Source organism: Armatimonadota bacterium, assembly GCA_029907255.1.
Classification (GTDB): domain Bacteria; phylum Armatimonadota; class UBA5829; order DTJY01; family DTJY01; genus JAIMAU01.
Genome location: JARYMF010000016.1, coordinates 53,332 through 72,746, shown reverse-complemented (window position 1 = coordinate 72,746; position 19,415 = coordinate 53,332). Strand labels below are relative to the sequence as shown.

Here is a 19,415-nt window from a genome sequence, read left to right as displayed (position 1 = left end):
GCAAATAAAACAAAGTGGAAAGAGTGTTCTTCCTCTCAGTAATCCATGCAACCGACTCAACATTAACCGGATGTAAACCCCATATGGCAGCCGCTAACCATGAACCCCTTATCCCTAGCCAACGCAAAATAAACCACACAAGAAGCGTATTGATGATATGCAAACATACATTGACAATATGATAACCCATGGGATTGAGACCCCATATGGCATGCTCAATCCGAAATGTGGTGTAGACAAGCGGAAAGTATTGCGAGGGAGAATCTAATGTAAACCATATCCTCCTAAGCCCATCCGGAGCCGTTAGCAAAGGGTTTTTTGTTACGTAGTCATCGTCATCCCAAACAAAGCCTCCATACACAGCTGGGATGTAGGCAAAAGCAGTCATAATGACAATTGCCGCTATACCCAGCACAATCTTTTTACGTTCAGCTTTGTTGAAATCCTGGGAGACGGTTGGTCTACATTTTGCGGCTTTTTTATTCATCGCAGATGTGGGTTTAATCTACCACGAGGGCTTTAAGTAAGTCAAGCTATTTTAATTTACTTGAGAACAGCTTTGCGGGGCATTTTTCTTGCAAGGGCTTCAATAAAAGTTGGGTTGGGCTTGCCTCCATATTTGCGACAAAGCTCAACTTCCCGCCATGCCTCAGCGTATTTCCCCTTGTAATATAATGCAACAGCCAAATTATTATGGGCATCAGCAAAATCGGGCTTAATCTTCAATGCTTCTCGGTATTCGGCGATTTCAACATCTAGATTTCCTTGCTCTCCCATGAGCACTCCAATGTTAAAATGAGCATTGACATGATCTGGCTTAATTTGAAGCACAGCCTTAAAGTGAGAAATTGCTTCTTTTGTTCTGCCCTTATCTGCCAAGACTCTACCTAGATTGTTGTGAGCCATCCAACAATTCGGGTTCTTTCTAATCGTATCAGTCCATAGAGTTTCCTCATTCTTATAAATTTTTTCTTGATTCCAGCTCAATACCATAAACAGCGAAACTACGAATACTCCGATGATGCCACAAATTAACTTTCCAGCATAACCTGCCCTATTAGCAAAACTAGCAATAACCCCAACAACAAGGGCAATTATGCCCAAGATTGAGATGTACTGCCAGTGGTCTGCTACCAACGAATACCTCATAAAGTATATATCTAGAAATCCCAACACAGGTAGTAAAGTTACAACAAAATAACCAAACCCCATTAGCAGTGGGCGCCCCCAACTTCTGCGATACCTCCACAAAATCCAAAAACACATAAATACCGCAAGTGTGGGAATATATGAGACCACCGAACTTGAATCTATATTCCACCGGGGATATACAAAACATAAGTTGCTAGGCATAAGAGCCTTATAAAGGTAAAACCACACAGCCCAACCTGCACCTGCCAACCGCCCACAAAAATTATCCGCCCTTACTACTTCTTCACCGATTGCCCTATGTGACTGAACCCATGCTGTAACCAATCCAAACGCTATCGCCAATACAAAGAACGGTATGCTCCTAATTATATCCCTGCGCTCAACTTTGCCGCTTTCCCACCAAATACATCCTAGTAGAACAAGCGGCATCATTACTACTGATGTCTTGCTTAATAAGCCAAGTGTGAAAGTTATTAGTGCAGAAATATACCAGCGTGCTTTGCCTTCAACAGCAAAACGAAGATATGCCAGTATCGTAAGCAATGAAAATACCATCGGCATCGTCGTTCTTTGCTGGAAAATCCACGCTACTGATTCAACATTAACCGGATGGACAGCAAATATTAAGGCTGCAAACCACGAACCTGGTATTCTAAGTCTTCTAAGCACTAACCAAGCTAGAACTGACGCCAAAGCATGCAGAAATATGCTCACAATATGGTAGGGAATGGGATTTTTGCCCCAAATTTGATGCTCAATCCAAAAGAGCGTGTATACCAATGGATAGTAATCGGGGGAATCCGTCGTTAACCAATAGCGATAAAGTGCGTTGGGAGAATTCATTATGGGACTTTCAATAATAAAGACATTATCATCCCATACAAACGCATTAAATATTGCGGGTATATAAGCAATTGCCGTAATCAAAAGTATCCCGGCGATGCCAAATAACAACAATCGAGAGTGTGAACTGCTGCTTTTTAGAACGCGTTTTCTTTTCATTTACTTAGCTGCGGCTTAGGCATCTGTTTTGATAGCGCCTGAATAAAGGCTGGATTCGGTTTCATTCCATATTGTTCAGCCAATCGAATTTCCTCCCATGCCGCAGCGTAATCTCCTTTTGAGTAAAATGCCACTGCAAGGTTGTAGTGACCCTCGGCATTCTTAGGAGAAAGCTCAAGGCCATATTTCAAATGTTCGATTGCTTCATCATAATTTTGCATTAAAGCATACAAAGCTCCTAAGCTCAAATGTGCCTGAGCAAAGTTTGGACGGAGTTGGACTGCCTTAGAATAATGTTGAATTGCTTCCTCATAGTTCCCCTTGCGGCTTAAAATATCGCCAAGATTAATATGCCCTTCGACAAAGTCTGGATTAAGCTCCAATGCACGTTTATAATGGCTTATTGCCTCGTCAACCTTCCCCTCCATAGCAAGGAGTGTCCCAAAATTATAATGAGCATTCGCATTTCGAGGATTAAGCTTAAGCGCTATAACATAGTGTTTTCGTGCCTCTTCTGTTTGTCCTTTAGCAGCAAGGGATACAGCGAGATTGCTGTGTGCATCGGCATAATTAGGGTCTAGTCGAAGAGCGGTTTTATATTGTTTGATACCATCGTCAATTCTCCCCAATCTCACCAATGCCGTACCCAAATTGTAGTATATCTCCGGCTCTTTGGGGTTGCTTTTCAAAGCTTCTTTATATTCTTTTACTGCCAGGTCCAATCTTCCTTGATGCGTATATTCGTTACCCAGATTGTTGTGTGCCATCCATGAATCCGGATTTTTGGCAATAGTGTCAAGCCAAAGTGTTTGACAATCCTTATAAATAAAACATTGGCGGTAGGTGAGAACTCCTAGAATCAATAATATTGGTGCTGCGCCGATGAAACTTAGCGATTCGAATTTTTTGGCAACAGTAGCAAGCATTCCCGAAATAAGTACTATAATCCCCACACTTGCAAGATATTGGAAATGGTCTTGAACATAAGAATATCGCATAAAGTAGACGTTAAAGATTCCGAGCGCGGGCACCAGCGTTACCCCAAAATACAAAACTGCGGCAAGCGGTGAGTTTCCAATCACTCTACGCAACATAAAAAGGGAAACTATGAGGATGACAACCCCTATGGGGTATATATACTGCAACGGCTCAGTCGGATTAATATGCCATTTTGGATAATTGAACGTGAGATTAATAGGCCATACTAGCTTCCAGGCATAAAACCAGGGTATTCTCCCTGCTACAAGGATTTTATTAATTAGCGGCATGTTCCACTCTTCACCGACAGCTCCAACGTGATGTTTCTCAAGATATGCCGTTAGCTGCCCCATTCCCGCTCCAAGCAAGAAAAAAGGAACAAGAGGAAGTACATCACTCCATTTTAAACGGCCTTTCTTCCACCAAATAAGTATTAACAGCGCTGCAGGAAGAGTAGAAACCACTGTTTTGCTAAGGACCGCACAAATGAAAAGCACAAACGCCATCCAATAACGGCGCGGCGAACCAGAAGTGCCATCAAGACCTGCAAAGCGGATATAGGCAAGCATAGATGCAAAATAGAATGCACCTGAGAGCACATTTTTTCGCTCCGTTATCCATGCTACCGACTCTACATGAACCGGATGAATTGCAAATACCGCCGCTGCAAGCCACGCTCCTGGGATTAACAGCCGTCTTAAGATGAACCAAAGTAAAATTGCATTCAGAGCATGAAGTAGAATATTAGCTAAATGGTATGCAAAAGGGTTGAGATTCCATAAATGGTATTGAATCCAAAAACTAGTGTGGGTCAGCGGATAATACTGCTGATTTGCACGAAGATTAGTCCATATCTCAACAAGACCTTTCCAACTTCTGAGCGTCATATTTTGGGTAACGTTAGCGTCATCATCCCAAATGAACGCTCCATCCAAAGAAGGAATGTATGCGACTACAACCATCAAAACGATTGCTACTGCGCCCAGAATTGACAACTCATTTCGCTTAAAAAATCCTTTAAAACGAACTATAATCTCCATAGTCTAACGCACCAAGTATTCTGGCATCTTTTTGGACAATTCCCTTATAAATGCTGGGTTAACCGCCATTCCATATTCCCTACACCACCGAACCTCCCTCCAAGCATCTTCATACATCCCCTTCGCAAAGAATGCAACTGCTAAGTTTTGATGCGCTTCCCGGTAATCTGGTTTCAATTCGATAGCTTGCTTGTACCTAACAATTGCTTCGTCATAATTACCTTGGCTTGCAAGAACTACGCCTAGGTTATTGTATGCTGATGCAAAATTTCTATCAATCCGAATTGCTTCCTTGTATTCGCGCATTGCCTCCTCGTATCGTCCTAAATCCGCAAGCGCATTGCCAAGATTGTTATGTACTTCAGCCATTATCGGCTTAATTTCCAATGCTTTGCGAAAGTGCAAAACCGCCTGGTCCAATTCACCACGCATTTGAAGAATAAGGCCTATGTTATTATGCGCTTCCGCATAACGTGGGTTGAACCTCAAAGTTTCCCTAAAGTGTTCGAACGCTTCATCATGCTTTCCTTTTCCAACTAAACTGAGACCGAGATTGTAGTGCGCTAGCCAGGCTGTTGGGTTTTTTGCAATTGTGTCCCGCCATATCGTTTCTTCATATTTATAGATTTTCTCTTGTTTCCAACTTATCTCAGTTAACAACCCAACTATGGCAATGGCTCCAATTGCCCCAATTAACATACCTTTTCTCCCAAAGCGTTTAAATATAAAAGCCGCAATACCTATGACAAGAACGATAACGCCGGGGATAGCAACATATTGCCAATGGTCAGCCACAAGCGAGAATTTCATAAAATAAATATCAAAAAAGCCCAGAACTGGCAGTAACATCAGAAAATAATAGCCAAAAGCAGCTAAAAGAGGACGGCCCCAGCTTTTTCTATATTTTGCAAAGACTATAAGGCAAAATACCAAGATTGCCAGCGGTATGTAAGAAATAATTGATTTGGAATCAATATTCCATTTCGGGTAGACAAAAGTAAGCTTATATGGAATTAGAGCCTTGTAGAGATAGAACCACACTGCCCATCCAGCCCCAGCCATTCGCGCGAGGAAATTATCGTTTCTAATAATTTCACCACCAATTGCTCTATGTGACTGAAACCATATCGTAAGTATCCCAAATGCCAACGATTGGATAAAAAAGGGCACGCTCCAAATTAAATCGCATCGCGCAATCTTGCCTCTTTGCCACCAAACACACCCAAGAAGAACGCAAGGAAGCATAACGATGGAAGACTTGCTAAGCAATCCCAGCAGAAATGCGACTAAGGCGATTACATACCAACGCGTCTTAAAATTAGTGTAAAATTGCAGGTATGCAAGAATTGCAACTAGCATAAAGACCAGCGGCAGTGTAGTTCGCTGCTGGAATATCCACGCAACTGCCTCGACATTAACAGGATGAACCGCAAACACCAATGCCGAAACAAATGCTCCCGGAACCCTAAGCTTGCTTAGAACCAACCAAAGAAGCGCCGAACCCAAAGCATGTATAAAAATGTTAGCCAGATGATACGGACGTGGATTCGTTCCCCAAAGTTGATACTCTATGCGGAATAAGCTGTAGACCAAAGGGTAATAATCGGCACTCTCTGTTGTAAGCCATAACTTATAAAATGCATTTTGAGATTTAATCAGAGGACTATTAAGAAAGCAGTCGTAATCATCCCAAATGAACCCGTTATTAATGGCAGGCATATAGGCAATTATCGCAACAACTGCAACTGCAAGTGCGCCTAAGATAATTGCATTAGAGCCGCTTGGAAAAACCCTGAATGATAATTTTTTCATAAACTCCTATGGATATTGTGAGTTTCAGTAAGACTGTCCAATTGCCGTGAGTGCATATGTGAGATTTCGCTGGGCTGATTCATAGTCTGGTTTTAAACGTAAAGCCTCTCGAAAATGCACAACTGCTTCCTCAAGTAATCCGCATCTTGCCAAAGCAACGCCGATGTTGTTATGCATTTGAGGTGAGTTTGGATCTAACCTTATAGCGGTGACAAAGTATTTTCTAGCTTCGTCTAACCTTCCCAGTTCAACAAGAACTATTCCAAGGTTGGCATATGCTTTTGCAAACCCAGGGTCAAGCTTAATCGCCTTTCGATACAAAGCCAACGCTCCTCGTATATCTCCCTTTCCCGCTAGCGCAACACCAAGATTATAATGCGCCTGGGGATTATTTGGTTTTAACTTCAAAGCACGTTTTAGATAGTTCGCCGCCTGGTCAAACTCTTTCTTTTCATTATAGATAGCCCCAAGCGATATAAGTGCCTCAACGCAACTGGGGTCAATTTCTAGAGCGCGATTGAGCTCAGCAATTCCTCTGTCAACCATACCACGCTCGGCAAACGCAAGCCCTAAATTGACATGCGCCATCCAGGCAGTCGAATTCTTTGAAATGGTATCTTGCCAAAGTGCTATTTCATTTTTATAAATGCTTTCCTGTCGCCAACTTAATGTGATAAATACAACCGTTACAACGGCTACCAAAGCTGTTGCATATCCTTTGCGGATTCTAGTTAGTCGCACAATCCCACCTATTACGAGCGCTATTACGCATAGTATTGACTGATATTGCCAATGGTCTGCAACAAGTGAATATTTCATGAAGTAAATGTCAAGAAACCCTAGAACTGGCAATAGAGTAACAACGTAGCATCCAAATCCGACTAGTGGCGATCGCCCCCAACCCTTGCGATAAATCCAGAATACAACAAGGCAAACCACTACCATAAAAGATGGAATGTAGGAAATTATTGAATGGGGGTCTATTTCCCACCTTGGATAAACAAAAGAAAGTCTATAAGGGAATAAAGCTTTGGAGAAGTAGAACCATACTGCCCAACCAGCTCCGGCTATGCGAGAGGCTAATCCTTCAGGCCGAATAACCTCACCAGCAATCGTTCGGTTAGCTTGTACCCATGCCGTGACAAACCCCAGAACTACGGCCGCCACAAAAAACGGAACAGCTCTGATTATGTCATACTTCTTGATGCTTCCCTTTCGCCACCATGTCAAACAAAGAATGACAAATGGTAAGGTCACAACCGAAGTCTTGCTTAGCAAAGCTAATAGAAACAACAACAATGAAAGCGCATACCAAAATGTCTTAGGATTGTCCTCAAAACGCATGTAAGCAAGGATGGCAGCAAGCGAGAAAACCATTGGCAATATAGTGCGTTGCTGAAACATCCAGGCTACGGACTCAACATTTACCGGATGAACGGCAAATATCAATGCTGCTGCAAATGCTCCAAGGATTTTCAAACGCTTCAGCACCATCCATGCAGCAACCGAGGCTAAGGCGTGCAGAATTATGCTTATAATATGGTAAGGAACTGCGTTGTTACCCCAAGTTCGATACTCTAGCCAAAAAAGAGTATAGGAAAGAGGGTAGTAATCAACCGAATCGCTGGTAAACCAATAGCGATATAATGCGTTCGGCGAATTCATTATCCGTCCATGGATTACATAGGTATTGTCATCCCAGACAAAGCCATTGTTAATTGAGGGAATATAGGCTAGAATGGTAGCAATGACGAGTGCAGCTATGCCGCAATATGACAACTTGCTCTGAATGCTGCACGATATAGCATGTGCCTTTCTCTTGGCAAAAGGTTTTTTCATTTGAGATTTGACTTATTGTTTTGCCTCCCCTTCATCCAAGGACGATTTCCCTCCACGTTGGTTCTAAAACGGTAGAGACTAGTGCGAGCAGTGATATAGAGGGTTTTGCCATCTGAGTCACCCCAGGCGCAGTTTGCTGGCACCTCAGGAGTTTTAACTATGCCAAGATGTTTTCCAAACCTATCAAAAACCCAAATTCCTCCTGGTCCAGTAGTCCAAACATTACCCTTTGTGTCAACTTTCAACCCGTCTGGGCAACCTGGCTCTCGGGATTTTAAAACGGCGAAAAGGCGTCCATTCGCTAATGTTCCATCCTCTTTTACGTCGAAAGCCCTGATATGCATCCGTGCGGATGAATCTGCAATGTAAAGCGTCTTCTCATCAGGGGAGAACGCCAAGCCATTGGGACAATCAAAGTCTTTAACAAGAAGAGTTAGCTTGCCATCGGGTGAAAGACGATATACACCTTGAAAATCTAGCTCCCGATCTTCCTTTTTTACACCATAAGGTGGGTCAGTAAAATATATGCTTCCGTCCGACTTAACTACAACATCATTTGTCGTGTTCAATCGCTTGCCTTGATATTCAGAAACAAGAACGGTAATTTTGCCATCTTTCTCCTCGCGTGTAAGCCTGTGCATGCCATATTCAACGGCTATTAATCGTCCTTCATTGTCAAAGGTAAGTCCATTCGAGTTTCCTGGCACTTCCCGATAGATGCTTGTCTTGCCAGTGGCCGGGTCCCACTTGTAAATGCCCACCTGATGGCAATCGCTAAACAGCAAGTATCCGTCCTTATGCCACACAGGTCCCTCAAGAAACTCAAAACCTCCAGCTACCTTTTCAACCTTTGCATCTTTTGGGATTAGCTTCTCAAACTCCGGCGCGAGCACAACAACCTGCTTCGCCTCATCTGCCCATGAGATCGTGGCAAAGGCAATTGCAATGAATGCACAAAGTGCCAATCCTGTCACATTCATAAAATCCCTGCTCCCTTAAAAGAAAGTATATGTAAGTTGCCATAGATTATTACATTTTCCAATACTTGAGTATCAAATCTCTTGTCTTTTTCACTCCGGCAACCTCATCTCCACCGCCTTCGTATTCAATTGAGATGGCGCCCTTGTATTTCGCATCCTTGAGCATTTTTAGGATTCTGCCAAATTCAACACTCTCTTCCTCGCCCTGCGCGTTAAATGAATGTGCCTTGGCATGAGTATGATATGCATATGGAGCAAGCTTTGCATTTTCTTCGTAGAGTATGTCTTTGGGCCAATTCTTAAAATCCAAGCAAGAACCCACCCATTTGGGATCCGTTCCTTTGATGATTTGAATAATCCAATCGGCTTTTTTTGACACTCCGCCATGGTTTTCGATAGTTATCTTCACATTCAATTCCTTTGCAAGCGGGATAAGTTGATTGAATGCATCAATAACACGCTGGACGCCCACTGTGCCATCACGTACTGGGTCGCCGGTGCCTCCAAGATCGAATCTGACTACTTTAGCCCCAAGGTATCCTGCCGCTCGAAGTTTCATTTTGTTTACTTCTATCTGGCGCTTTCTTGCTTCCTCATCGTCGGTAGCTAGATTTCCTTCGCAGATAAGTGCCGCGACTATTATGCCGTTTTCCTTAGCCGCTTTCTTAATCTGGTCAAGGTAGGATTTGTCGTAGGATTTCATCCAAATATCATTTAGAGCAACGCCTTTCATGCCCATTTCCTTCATAAGCTTCATCACGGTTATGGGGGTATACTTCCCCTCGCCCTCTCCCATCAAGCTTCTAACACTGTATGTCTCGCAACACAAATAAACCTTCGGTGTTTTTGCTGCATATGCGGCTACTGCAACGATTAAAACGGTGATAATTACAATACTAGTAATTCGAAAAATCCTTTGCATAAAAAGCACTTCCTTTCCTTTAGAACAAAATTAAACTGCCTCTTTCATGGCACGAACAATTTCCGGAACAGCTATCCTTGGCTCTTCTGCGGCTTCGTATTCCAAAATGAGATATCCTCGATAGCCAACATTTTTGAGTATATTTGCTATCATTTTGTAATCAGCTGGCTTTTGGGGCGAAACCGTTGTTTTTACATGAGTTGTTATAGCATAGGGCGCAGCTTTTTCTATATCCTTATACGGGTCGTCGCCTCGAAAATTGCCTGTATCAAGATTGACACCAAACCAACTTGTTTTTACTTCCTTTATAATTGCCAGAAAATTTTCTACGTTGCCAGTAAATGCTCCATGGTTTTCTAAAGCTAGCATAACGCCATGTTTTTCGGCTACGTCCCCGCAGGCCTCGATGCACTCAGCTACCCAACGCGCAGCATCTTTGCTTAAAGTACCTTTAGGTGGGTCGCCGGCAAATATTCGAATGCAGGGCGCCCCTAGCTCTGATGCACGACGAATCCATTCACGAACGGCGGACACTTCCTTTTCCCGCACATCTCCAGGAGGTACGCAGAAATTATTTCGTACTGACATTCCGGTAATTTCGAGGCCTAGCAGGAAAGCTTTTCGCTTTAAACGATTTAGGTAGCTCGTAGTAACGGGGTTTGGAAAATAATAGGATGTAATTTCAACTCCATCACAACCAATCTCTGCTACAGTATCAAGAAAGTCTTCCAGCGTTATAGGATTCTCTTTTGCTGTAAGATACTTTTTATAGGAGTATGCCGCACAGCCAACCTTCAAAACGGGGCCGCCTTTGCGAGAGATTGATTCTGCACCGTTAGCAATATTTGTACTACAAACAACCCCAGCGGCTAACCCTGCACCCAATTTGAGAAAGTCTCTCCTGGTTGCCATTATCTAATCAACTCCATCCATAGTGCGCGATAGTACCGTAAAATCCGTTCGGAATCTGGACTGTCAGGTATTTCTGCAAGCGTAAATCTATCATAACCTGAAGCTTTAAGCAGCGAAAAAAGCTCTCGCCATGGGTAATTCGTATTCCAAAGTTCGTTGATATGACAAGATTTTATCTCGTTACGTAAAAGGTTGAAGTACTCTGCTACAGAACCATCCTTAACATCGCTTGCATTAGAATTCCAGCAGACGCCAACGGACGGATGGGAACAATGGTCAAGTATTGTCCTTATATATGGTGGATGAGATGTTCCCCGACCGTGCACCTCAAGCCATAATTCAACCCCATGGTCCATAGCAATCTTGCCACATTCTCTTAATGCATGACCAATCTGCTCTAGCGTTTTCTCTACTGGAATTCCCTTGTCTTCCATAAGAGAGTTAGGTCTAACTTTAACACCCTTTGCTCCGACATCTTCGGCTAGTAGTATAAAATCCTTGCACGTTTCAATATTTTGCTTTACAACAGCATGGTCGTCCGAATGAAATTCACATACTGAGCCAAGGCCCCAAAGGACGATTCCTGAATCTTCGAACCGCTTTCTAACTTCTGCACGCTCAAGCTTCCCCAGAGAAGGTTCTACTCCATGCGCATGCGTTGTCCGAAGCTCGACTCCTTGCAATCCAATCGTTTTACATTTTTCGATTAAGGTCGGGATATCCCAATCCTTGGCAATGTTGTAAGTAACGAGACCTAATTTCATTTTTGACTCTGTCTTCCTTTCTGAATATGAAAACGCTGGCAAAACAAAGGTCATGCCAAGAGTTAATCCAAGCTTTAGACATTCGCGTCGAGTGATTTCATTCATTATTAGCAACAGCCCTCTCACCCAACACTCTAAAAGAGGGCGAATTCTAAATCTCTTCCTATTCTACGCAACGCCCTCAGCATAGTCAACCAACTCGCCAAAATAATAATTGCAGGGTATAATATAGTTGGAAATGCATGAGATTAGACACGTCGAACGAGCGATTATCGTAAATCTGGATGTATCTGAAGAAGAATCTAACCGCTGGTCGCTCGATGAACTGAGAGAACTAATAATAACTGCGGGCGCTGTAGTTGCTGGCGAATTTCACCAGAAGCGCGCAAAGCCGGACATTGCTTACTATGTTGGGCAAGGAAAAGCTGAGGAACTCTTTGCTGAAGCTAAAAGCAAAGAAGCAGATCTCGTCGTTGTAAATGACGATCTTACTCCTATTCAACAAAGGAATCTTGAGGAAGCTTTAGAGATACGCGTCATTGACCGCACTCAGCTTATTCTCGACATTTTCGCGCAACGAGCACACACTCACGAAGGCAAACTTCAGGTCGAGCTCGCCCAACTCAACTATCTTTTGCCAAGACTCACAGGCCGCGGCAAAGCATTGAGCCGTCTTGGCGGCGGTATAGGAACACGAGGGCCTGGTGAAACAAAACTCGAAAGCGACCGGAGGCGAATTAGAAAGCGAATTGCGGACCTCTCCGAAGAAATCGAGGAAGTTCGCCAACATCGTCGCGTCCAAAAAGAAAGCCGCCGTAAGTTACCTTTCCCAACAGCAGCACTTGTTGGCTATACAAGCGCAGGAAAGTCAACCTTGTTGAATACCCTATCGGGGTCGGAAGTTTTGGTAGACCAGAAACTTTTCGCCACCCTTGATCCAACCACCAGACGCGTAGTACTTCCAGACGGATGGGCAGTGTTGATAACCGATACGGTAGGCTTCATTCGCAAGCTACCTCACGAACTCGTAGCTGCTTTTCGCGCCACTCTTGAAGAAGTTACCGAATCCGATTTTCTAATTCACGTTGTGGATGCGAGCCATCCACAAATGACGGCTCAAATGGAAGCTGTCCGCAATGTTCTCCACGAGCTAAATTCGCATGAAAAGCCAATGGTAACCGTTTTTAATAAGAGTGACTTAATCAAAGACCAGTATGTGCTACGCAAGCTTGTAGCAGAAACCCCAAATAGCGTCTATATCTCAGCCAAAAACCGCGAAGGAATTCGACAATTGATGAACCTGCTTTCTAAAACTCTTAGAAGTCTTTTGGTTCGAATGTCGCTAAGTATCCCTTACGAGCGGAGCGACCTCGTATCGCTGTGTTATGAAAATGGTCGCGTACTAAAAGCAGAATACACAACCACTGGCATTCTTGTTGAAGCAGAAGTCTCTCGCGAAATTGCAGGAAAACTTGAGCGCTATACTCTGTAAAATAGACTTTTAGCTCTCGCAATTTAATAATCCGTTTATCTTAATTCTTCAGGAAGCCACGCCACATACAATCTTGAAAGGTTCAAATGGCTGTAATTCGAGAGGTAATCGCAAAATCTATACTATGCAAGTCAGGTATTTCTAACTATTGCGTCAACTGCTATACTGGCTGCTTGCATGGTTGTATCTACTGCTATGCGCGATTTATGAAGCGCTTTACGGGCCACGAAGAACGCTGGGGCCAGTTCCTAGATATTAAAGTAAACGCTCACGAACTTCTAGCGCGGGAGGTCAAGCGAAAACCCCCAGGAACCGTATTCTTCAGCTCCGTATGCGATGCCTACCAGCCAGTCGAAAAACGATATGAGCTATCCCGTTCATGCCTAAAGATATTGATAGAAGCCGGTTTTAGCATTGCAGTGCTAACAAAAAGCAAATTGGTGACCAGAGATTTTGACATTTTGGCAGGATATCCTCATTGCGAGGTGGGGAGTACACTAACAACAATGAATGAGAAACTGAGGTTCCTTATTGAACCTGGTGCCTCACCGACTTACGAGCGGATTGCAGCATTGGAAAGAGCATGCGAAAAAGGAATCAGAGCATATGCCTTCCTCGGTCCGTTCATGCCAGAACTCTCAGACACTGACGAGGCTCTTAGTTCACTTATTTCCACCATAGCGCCCTTGCCTCTTGAATATTATTACGCGGATAAGCTGAACCCGCGGCCAGGAGTATGGAATTCTGTACTGCTGTTTTTAAGAAGGTACTATCCGCAGTTAATAAACCGCTACCACCGCTTATTCTTCAACAAAGAAGAATATTGGATATATTGTGCAGACTTAGGAAAGCGTCTAAGGGCAATCGCCGCCGAGCATGGCGTCGGCGATAAGCTAAAGGCTGTATTTTAAATATCCCCTTTTGCAAATATTTCTCCAATCTCTTTTAGTTTAACTTTATCAACCAATTTTGAGTGCATAAAGGTTTTCTGCCATCCAATGCCTAATAAAAAATCTGAAATGAAAAAGAAGTTCATCATAAAAATTATCATTATCATCTCAGCGATAAGTAACCTAGGGGCAACCACGATGAATCTAGAAAGGCCGTCTGTTTTCCTCAACGCGAAAGAAATCGCTAGACTACGCAAGGAAGTTAAAACAATCTCGTGGAAGCGCGAACTTTATGAAAAAGATTCAGGACGGCCAATGTTCCTAGGCGGCACATCTATCAAAGCTACAGCCGATAGGTGGCTGAATGTTGACATCCAAATTCCTGAAAGGAGCGGCCACTTCCACAATTTCTTCTGCAAAGATGGCAACATGCTGGAACTCCCTGAAGATCTCAAACCCCGACCTGAAGGCTACAAATGCCCAGTCTGTGGACAGATATATAAAGGCGAAAAATACGATGGTGCGGTCCGCTGGCGAGCTCATAACGAGCTATCGGTTGCCGCATTTGATTTAGCTCTTACCTATGTTTTGGAAGATGATATCCAGTATGCTCGCAAGGCTGCCGAAATTCTCATAAAATATGCAAATGCCTACCCCGGACCCCACACCTCCCTAACTGCTGGCGGTATTATGTACCAATCGCTCTGTGAAGCAGTTTGGGTTATTCCACTCGCCGCCGCCTATGATTTGGTCTACAACGAATTGTCAGAAAATGAAAAAACAGAAATCGAGACAAAGCTATTTCGACCTGTTGCGGAGGGACTGCGAAACATGGGCATTGGTGGCAATTGGGGCTCATGGCATCTCTCGGCAGTAGGCGTAATCGGCTATGCAATAAAGGATAAAGAGCTTATTCAATATGCGTTGGAAAGCTTTAAGTCGCAAATAGATAAACAACTCGGAGATGACGGCCTTTGGCCCGAGTCAGTCCACACCTACCATTTTTATCCAATGAATGCATTTCTATACCTTGCTGAGGCAGCACTTCACAACGGCACTGACCTCTATAACTGGGAAGCAAAACCAGGCAAAGGGCTCAAGGCAATGTTTATTGCTCCACTTAATTATGCATATCCCAATTTTCAACTTCCCGCAATCAACGATGGGTGGTTCAAATCTTTCTTGCCGCTTGGTCTTTATGAACTTGCTTATGCAAGATATGATGACCCAATGCTAGGTTGGGTATTAAAACAAGGCTATGACAAGCTCAAATCCCCCAGGGCAAGCCTTTGGGCACTATTACACGGCAGATCTCTTGACAAGGACTTCAAAGAACCGAATTTTAAGTCAATTAATTTCCCTGTCCTGGGCATAGCTGTCCTGCGTTCTCAGAACGGAAACATGATAACCTTTGATTATGGACCGCATCTCGGACACGGACAACGCGATAAAATGGGAATCACTTTTTTTGCAAATGGCAAACCACTTGTTCTAGACTACGGAACACCTGGTTACGGCTCGGAAATTATGCAATGGTATGTAAGCACTCCAGCCCACAACACGGTGGTCGTAGATTGCAAGAACCAAGCTACGACAAAGGAACGCCGGCTTACTTGCTTTAATTCAGGTGATATTTTTGAAGTTGCCGAAGCTGAAACTGAGGAAGCTTATCCTGGGGTGCTTCATCGCCGCACGGTAATTCGCGTTGAAGATTACTTCATTATGGTTGACCACTTAGAAAGCGAAGAAGAGCACTCCTATGACTGGTTCCTCCGATGTGAAGGCGACCTTACAATAAGGATGGTTCCAACTACAGAAGCACCTCCAATTTCATACAAATACGTCGAGCAATTGGCTTCTTTCGCTCCCAAAGGACCATGGCAAGCAAGGTGGAAGACGAAAGATGGAGGGCTTGGCCTTTTCATGCTTGATGATTCTCCGTCGCTAGTGTATTCGACCGAATGTCCTGCCGAATCGGGAACGCGAAAAGTACCTTTGATAGTTTCCCGCAAAAAGGGCAAAACCGCAACATTTACCGCGATTTTGTTTCCATACCTAGGTTCGCTGAGGGTAACGGCAACTTTGAAAAGGGGTTTGATAGAAGTCAATCATGACGGAGTTACCGATTGGATTTCCATTGAGCCCCATACAAAGGAACGACCGCTACTAACCGATGGTCGCTATGCTTTCGTGCGAACGAGAGACTCCAAACCCCTGTGCTCCTCCATAATTGGAGGAAGCTACCTGGATTGGAATGAAGCGAAAAGCCCTTTCTAAGCGAATAATAGTCTCATCCGCTTATGTAAAAACTCATCAGTTACATTTTCCGGGTAGCCCTGTCCAAACTATGCATTTCAAACACAGAAGAAACTATCCCAAACTAATCTTTTTCTTTTAGCCAGCGACCAGCTTAACCGTCTTAATCTCAAAAGGTGTAAATGACAGCTGGATTTTATTACCGTCAACTTCAAGCTCTTTCTTATCTCTCTCAAGAAGGTCACACTCTGCCGCACGAGAAATCGAGGAGCCTGCCGTAAGCGTGATCTTTGCAAGACCACCCGAGCATTCATACAATCGCACGATTAACGCGTCTTCCCTTTCTGCCTTCTTTATTGTTTCAACAATCACATTTGGCGAATCTACGGATAACAGACTTCCGCTGAATCTTGGTTTATCCTCCGAAAGCCACGCCGTCATAGGAACGTTTAGCTCATATGCCCTGCGCACAGTCTCCCCTGCTATCCAGTCGCCTTGGTGTGGCAGAAGTGAATATGTAAACACATGCTCGCCCATATCAGCCTGCGAATCTGGCATTTTAGGTGAACGGAGCAAAGTTAGCCGTATTACATTGCCGTGTATATCATGGCCATACTTGCAGTCGTTTAAGAGGCTAACTCCATAATCCGCTTGCGAGAGGTCAACCCACTTTTGAGCAGGAACCTCAAAGCGAGCGAAGTCCCAACTGGTATTCCAATGATTTGGGCGCTCAACACTCCCGAATTGAATTTCGTATCGTGCTTTGTTTCCATGAACATCCACAGGAAAAGCAACCTTTAGCATCTTTGTAGCTTCATGCCAGTCAACATGGGTTTCAAAGTCAATTCTTGGATTTGAGCCCCAAAGTACAATCCTTTGCTCAATCTGAGAGTTCCCAAACTTTCTTAGAATTCTCACAGAGCCTCGAACTGGCCCTGCCTCTTCTACTGTAATCTCCGCAAGGTCGGTTATATCATTGCCTTTATCGCGGTAGTAGAATTCGATATCCCATGCATCCCAAGAAAGCGGCTTGTCCTCGAATAACTGGAAAAGATTGGCACGGGCTCCCCTGGGAAGCACCTCCCTTTGTGCCCGCTTATCGTAAATGGAGGTTATTAACCCTTGCCGGTCAATTTTGATGCGGTAAAAAGAGTTTTCCATGCTCGATGTTGAAACCTTTATGTTTGCCTTAGCTATCCTTGGAGCACCCTTGACAAGCTTAAATGAGCAAAGCCCTATGCCAGGTAGTCCCTGCGGTTCGAACCAAAGTTCTGATGCATTTCCAGCTTTCGGTTGTGATGGAAGCACCCGGCCATCAATAGTTTCCACATGCCAATCTTTTGCATTCCCAGGTACCTTCAAGCAAACTGCATCCGACCGATTCCATGCCAGGCTATTAAATACAATAATTTGATTACCTTCTGCTTCTGATGCACCAATTACCCGCAGACCCTGGGCTCGCATTTTCTCGCCAATTTCGGCAATTTCTTGGTAGTCAACGGCTGTGTCTTTGTAAACATCTGTAACCGAGGTTCCAGGAATTACATCATGGAATTGGTTCTTGCAAATGAGCTTCCAAGCACGTGTAAAGCGTTCATGTGGATATTCAGCTTTCGCAAGAAGCCATGCGAGGCCGCATGCCATTTCAGCGTCACGAAGGAGCAACTCTGATTTTCGATTCGCTCTCTTGTTTCGCGATTGGGTGGTATATGTACCCCGATGGTATTCCAAGTAAAGCTCACCCACCCATGTGGGAAGGTCCTCGCTTCTCTTTTCTAGCTCATGGAAAAAGTCGCTAACCCACGACGGTTTGCATTTAGGAACGCCTTCTAAATTTGCAGCACGCTTCAGATGCTCCAAATGTTCTCTAGTTGGCCCGCCTCCGCCATCGCCAAAACCATATGGGTAAAGGGCGATATCCGATCTATCCTTCTCCCTATAATTCTCTGCCGCTCCTCGAAGCGTTCCTGGATCAATTCTTGCGTTGTAGTCATTGCTAGGAGGAAAATGAGCTAAAACCCGCGTTCCATCTATTCCCTCCCACCAAAAAGTTGAATACGGAAACTTATTAAACTGGCTCCAACTTATCTTAATAGTTGAGAAATACTTGATTCCACCAAGCTTTAAAATCTGCGGCAATGCGGCGCTGTATCCAAATACATCTGGTAGCCAAAATACTTCTGTTTCGATTCCAAATTCATCTAAAAAATAAGTCTTGCCAAGCAAAATCTGCCTTACAAGGGATTCACCTGACGTAAGATTGCAATCTGCCTCTACCCACATGCTTCCTTGAGGCTCAAATCTTCGTTCATTTATGCGCTTTTTAATTTTCTGGTAGAGACCAGGATAATGCTCTTTTGTAAACTCATAGAGCTGAGCTTGGCTTTGGGTAAAAAGATAATACGGATATTCCTCCATTAAGCGGTCAACAGTTGAAAATGTGCGTGAACACTTTCGTACTGTCTCCGCATATGGCCATAGCCAAGCCACGTCAATATGAGAATGACCATTGCATGCAAATTCAAGGGAGCTTGCGTTTGCAGGAGCCTTGTATAAGGGCATGAGTATTCTTGCCGCCTTTCTGGCGCTTTCTGCAAGTGCATCAAAACTCTTCTCTTCAAGATTAAACGAATCCACACTTTTATTGGCAATCCGAACTATTCTTGCGCGACGCCTATCTCCCTTTGGCAAGGATTCTGCAATCCCAAGAATGAATCCAAGATCGTAGTAATAGTCCTTAACATCGGTATTCAACACCGCAATATCCGCTTGCTCAAGCACCATCTTGTGTTTGATGCCCTGCCAAACTGGTGTGGAAACACATTCCACCACAAGGTCAAATTTCTCCCCTGGCTTTGCTTTTTCAGCCAAAATTACGTCCGGATGGTTGGGATCTATCCCTTGGTACGGAACACCATCTATGAAGAGGCATCCCTCGCCACCTAGCCAACCTGTCTTCCCAAAACGAAACAATGCTACAAGCGTCTTTCCTGCAAACTCCTTTGGGACTGTAAATTGGAAGCGAAACCAAGCAAACTCACCATTGCCAGCCCACTCATCGCCGACCTTGATAATACGCCAGTCACTTGCGTTCAATGCCTCATCTATCTTCTCATATGCGGTAGTTTCACGTATTAGGATTTTTTCGATTTGTCGAGTGCCCCACCAGCGCAAATTGCCTATTTCATTCCAGCGCTGTCGAGCTTTTTGGAGCAATAGCTCCTCGATTCTATCATGGAGCATGGGTTGTTCTATTGGCACTTTTACCTCCAAAAACTATAATGCATAAGTCCGAAAAGATTAGAAGTAAGCTTTCTCTTGCTTCTAACAAAAGTGCTATTAAACTAGCAAAAGATTTTTTCCTTTGTATTCCGCC

13 protein-coding genes are annotated in these 19,415 nt (G+C 43.9%); 3 read left to right on the top strand and 10 right to left on the bottom strand.

Features of this window, described 5'->3' with window-relative positions:
• The 9 genes from QHH26_12510 to QHH26_12470 form a co-directional block, all read right to left on the bottom strand.
• Positions 1–487, bottom strand: a 487-nt coding sequence (locus QHH26_12510; GenBank protein ID MDH7482780.1) for an O-GlcNAc transferase, incomplete at its 3' end; no start/stop codon positions are given.
• A 56-nt stretch (positions 488–543) separates the two neighbouring features.
• Positions 544–2,154, bottom strand: a complete 1,611-nt coding sequence (locus QHH26_12505) for a tetratricopeptide repeat protein (GenBank protein MDH7482779.1) — start codon at positions 2,152–2,154, stop codon at positions 544–546.
• Positions 2,151–4,172: a tetratricopeptide repeat protein gene (locus QHH26_12500; GenBank protein MDH7482778.1), complete on the bottom strand. Its 2,022-nt coding sequence runs from the start codon at positions 4,170–4,172 to the stop codon at positions 2,151–2,153. Before QHH26_12500 ends, QHH26_12505 begins: the two co-directional genes overlap by 4 nt.
• Positions 4,173–4,175: 3 nt before the next feature.
• Positions 4,176–5,984 carry a tetratricopeptide repeat protein gene (locus QHH26_12495; GenBank protein MDH7482777.1) on the bottom strand — a complete coding sequence of 603 codons (1,809 nt, stop codon included), beginning with the start codon at positions 5,982–5,984 and terminating at the stop codon, positions 4,176–4,178.
• A 24-nt stretch (positions 5,985–6,008) separates the two neighbouring features.
• The gene (locus tag QHH26_12490; GenBank protein MDH7482776.1) at positions 6,009–7,823 is read right to left on the bottom strand and encodes a tetratricopeptide repeat protein; all 1,815 of its coding nucleotides are present in this window, start codon (positions 7,821–7,823) and stop codon (positions 6,009–6,011) included.
• Complete coding sequence (locus tag QHH26_12485) at positions 7,820–8,803, bottom strand: SMP-30/gluconolactonase/LRE family protein (GenBank protein ID MDH7482775.1); 984 nt, start codon at positions 8,801–8,803, stop codon at positions 7,820–7,822. Before QHH26_12485 ends, QHH26_12490 begins: the two co-directional genes overlap by 4 nt.
• 49 nt (positions 8,804–8,852) lie before the next feature.
• Positions 8,853–9,725 (bottom strand): sugar phosphate isomerase/epimerase family protein, encoded by an 873-nt coding sequence (locus tag QHH26_12480; protein ID MDH7482774.1) that lies wholly within the window; start codon positions 9,723–9,725, stop codon positions 8,853–8,855.
• Positions 9,726–9,755: 30 nt separating this feature from the next.
• Positions 9,756–10,637, bottom strand: a complete 882-nt coding sequence (locus tag QHH26_12475; GenBank protein ID MDH7482773.1) for a sugar phosphate isomerase/epimerase family protein — start codon at positions 10,635–10,637, stop codon at positions 9,756–9,758.
• Entirely contained in the window at positions 10,637–11,506 is an 870-nt protein-coding gene (locus tag QHH26_12470; protein ID MDH7482772.1) for a sugar phosphate isomerase/epimerase family protein, read from the bottom strand. Before QHH26_12470 ends, QHH26_12475 begins: the two co-directional genes overlap by 1 nt.
• 133 nt (positions 11,507–11,639) lie before the next feature.
• On the opposite strand from QHH26_12470, the gene hflX reads away from it, so the two are divergent.
• The 3 genes from hflX (at position 11,640) to QHH26_12455 (ending at position 16,060) form a co-directional block, all read left to right on the top strand.
• On the top strand, positions 11,640–12,893 hold the full coding sequence (hflX, locus tag QHH26_12465; protein MDH7482771.1) for a GTPase HflX: 1,254 nt from the start codon (positions 11,640–11,642) through the stop codon (positions 12,891–12,893).
• An 86-nt stretch (positions 12,894–12,979) separates the two neighbouring features.
• Positions 12,980–13,804, top strand: a complete 825-nt coding sequence (locus QHH26_12460; protein ID MDH7482770.1) for a radical SAM protein — start codon at positions 12,980–12,982, stop codon at positions 13,802–13,804.
• Positions 13,805–13,981: 177 nt separating this feature from the next.
• Entirely contained in the window at positions 13,982–16,060 is a 2,079-nt protein-coding gene (locus tag QHH26_12455) for an alginate lyase family protein (protein MDH7482769.1), read from the top strand.
• Between the two features lie 117 nt (positions 16,061–16,177).
• On the opposite strand, the gene QHH26_12450 is transcribed toward QHH26_12455, so the two are convergent.
• Positions 16,178–19,300: an alpha-mannosidase gene (locus QHH26_12450; protein MDH7482768.1), complete on the bottom strand. Its 3,123-nt coding sequence runs from the start codon at positions 19,298–19,300 to the stop codon at positions 16,178–16,180.
• Between the last annotated feature and the right edge of the window lie 115 nt (positions 19,301–19,415).

Bases quoted from the DNA above. Each gene is read 5' to 3' on its own strand.
- QHH26_12500 (MDH7482778.1), bottom strand. From the start codon at position 4,172: ATGGAGATTATAGTTCGTTTTAAAGGATTTTTTAAGCGAAATGAGTTG.
- QHH26_12480 (MDH7482774.1), bottom strand. From the start codon at position 9,725: ATGCAAAGGATTTTTCGAATTACTAGTATTGTAATTATCACCGTTTTA.
- QHH26_12475 (MDH7482773.1), bottom strand. From the start codon at position 10,637: ATGGCAACCAGGAGAGACTTTCTCAAATTGGGTGCAGGGTTAGCCGCT.
- QHH26_12460 (MDH7482770.1), top strand. From the start codon at position 12,980: ATGGCTGTAATTCGAGAGGTAATCGCAAAATCTATACTATGCAAGTCA.
- QHH26_12505 (MDH7482779.1), bottom strand. From the start codon at position 2,154: ATGAAAAGAAAACGCGTTCTAAAAAGCAGCAGTTCACACTCTCGATTG.
- QHH26_12485 (MDH7482775.1), bottom strand. From the start codon at position 8,803: ATGAATGTGACAGGATTGGCACTTTGTGCATTCATTGCAATTGCCTTT.
- hflX (MDH7482771.1), top strand. From the start codon at position 11,640: ATGCATGAGATTAGACACGTCGAACGAGCGATTATCGTAAATCTGGAT.
- QHH26_12495 (MDH7482777.1), bottom strand. From the start codon at position 5,984: ATGAAAAAATTATCATTCAGGGTTTTTCCAAGCGGCTCTAATGCAATT.
- QHH26_12490 (MDH7482776.1), bottom strand. From the start codon at position 7,823: ATGAAAAAACCTTTTGCCAAGAGAAAGGCACATGCTATATCGTGCAGC.
- QHH26_12470 (MDH7482772.1), bottom strand. From the start codon at position 11,506: ATGAATGAAATCACTCGACGCGAATGTCTAAAGCTTGGATTAACTCTT.
- QHH26_12455 (MDH7482769.1), top strand. From the start codon at position 13,982: ATGAATCTAGAAAGGCCGTCTGTTTTCCTCAACGCGAAAGAAATCGCT.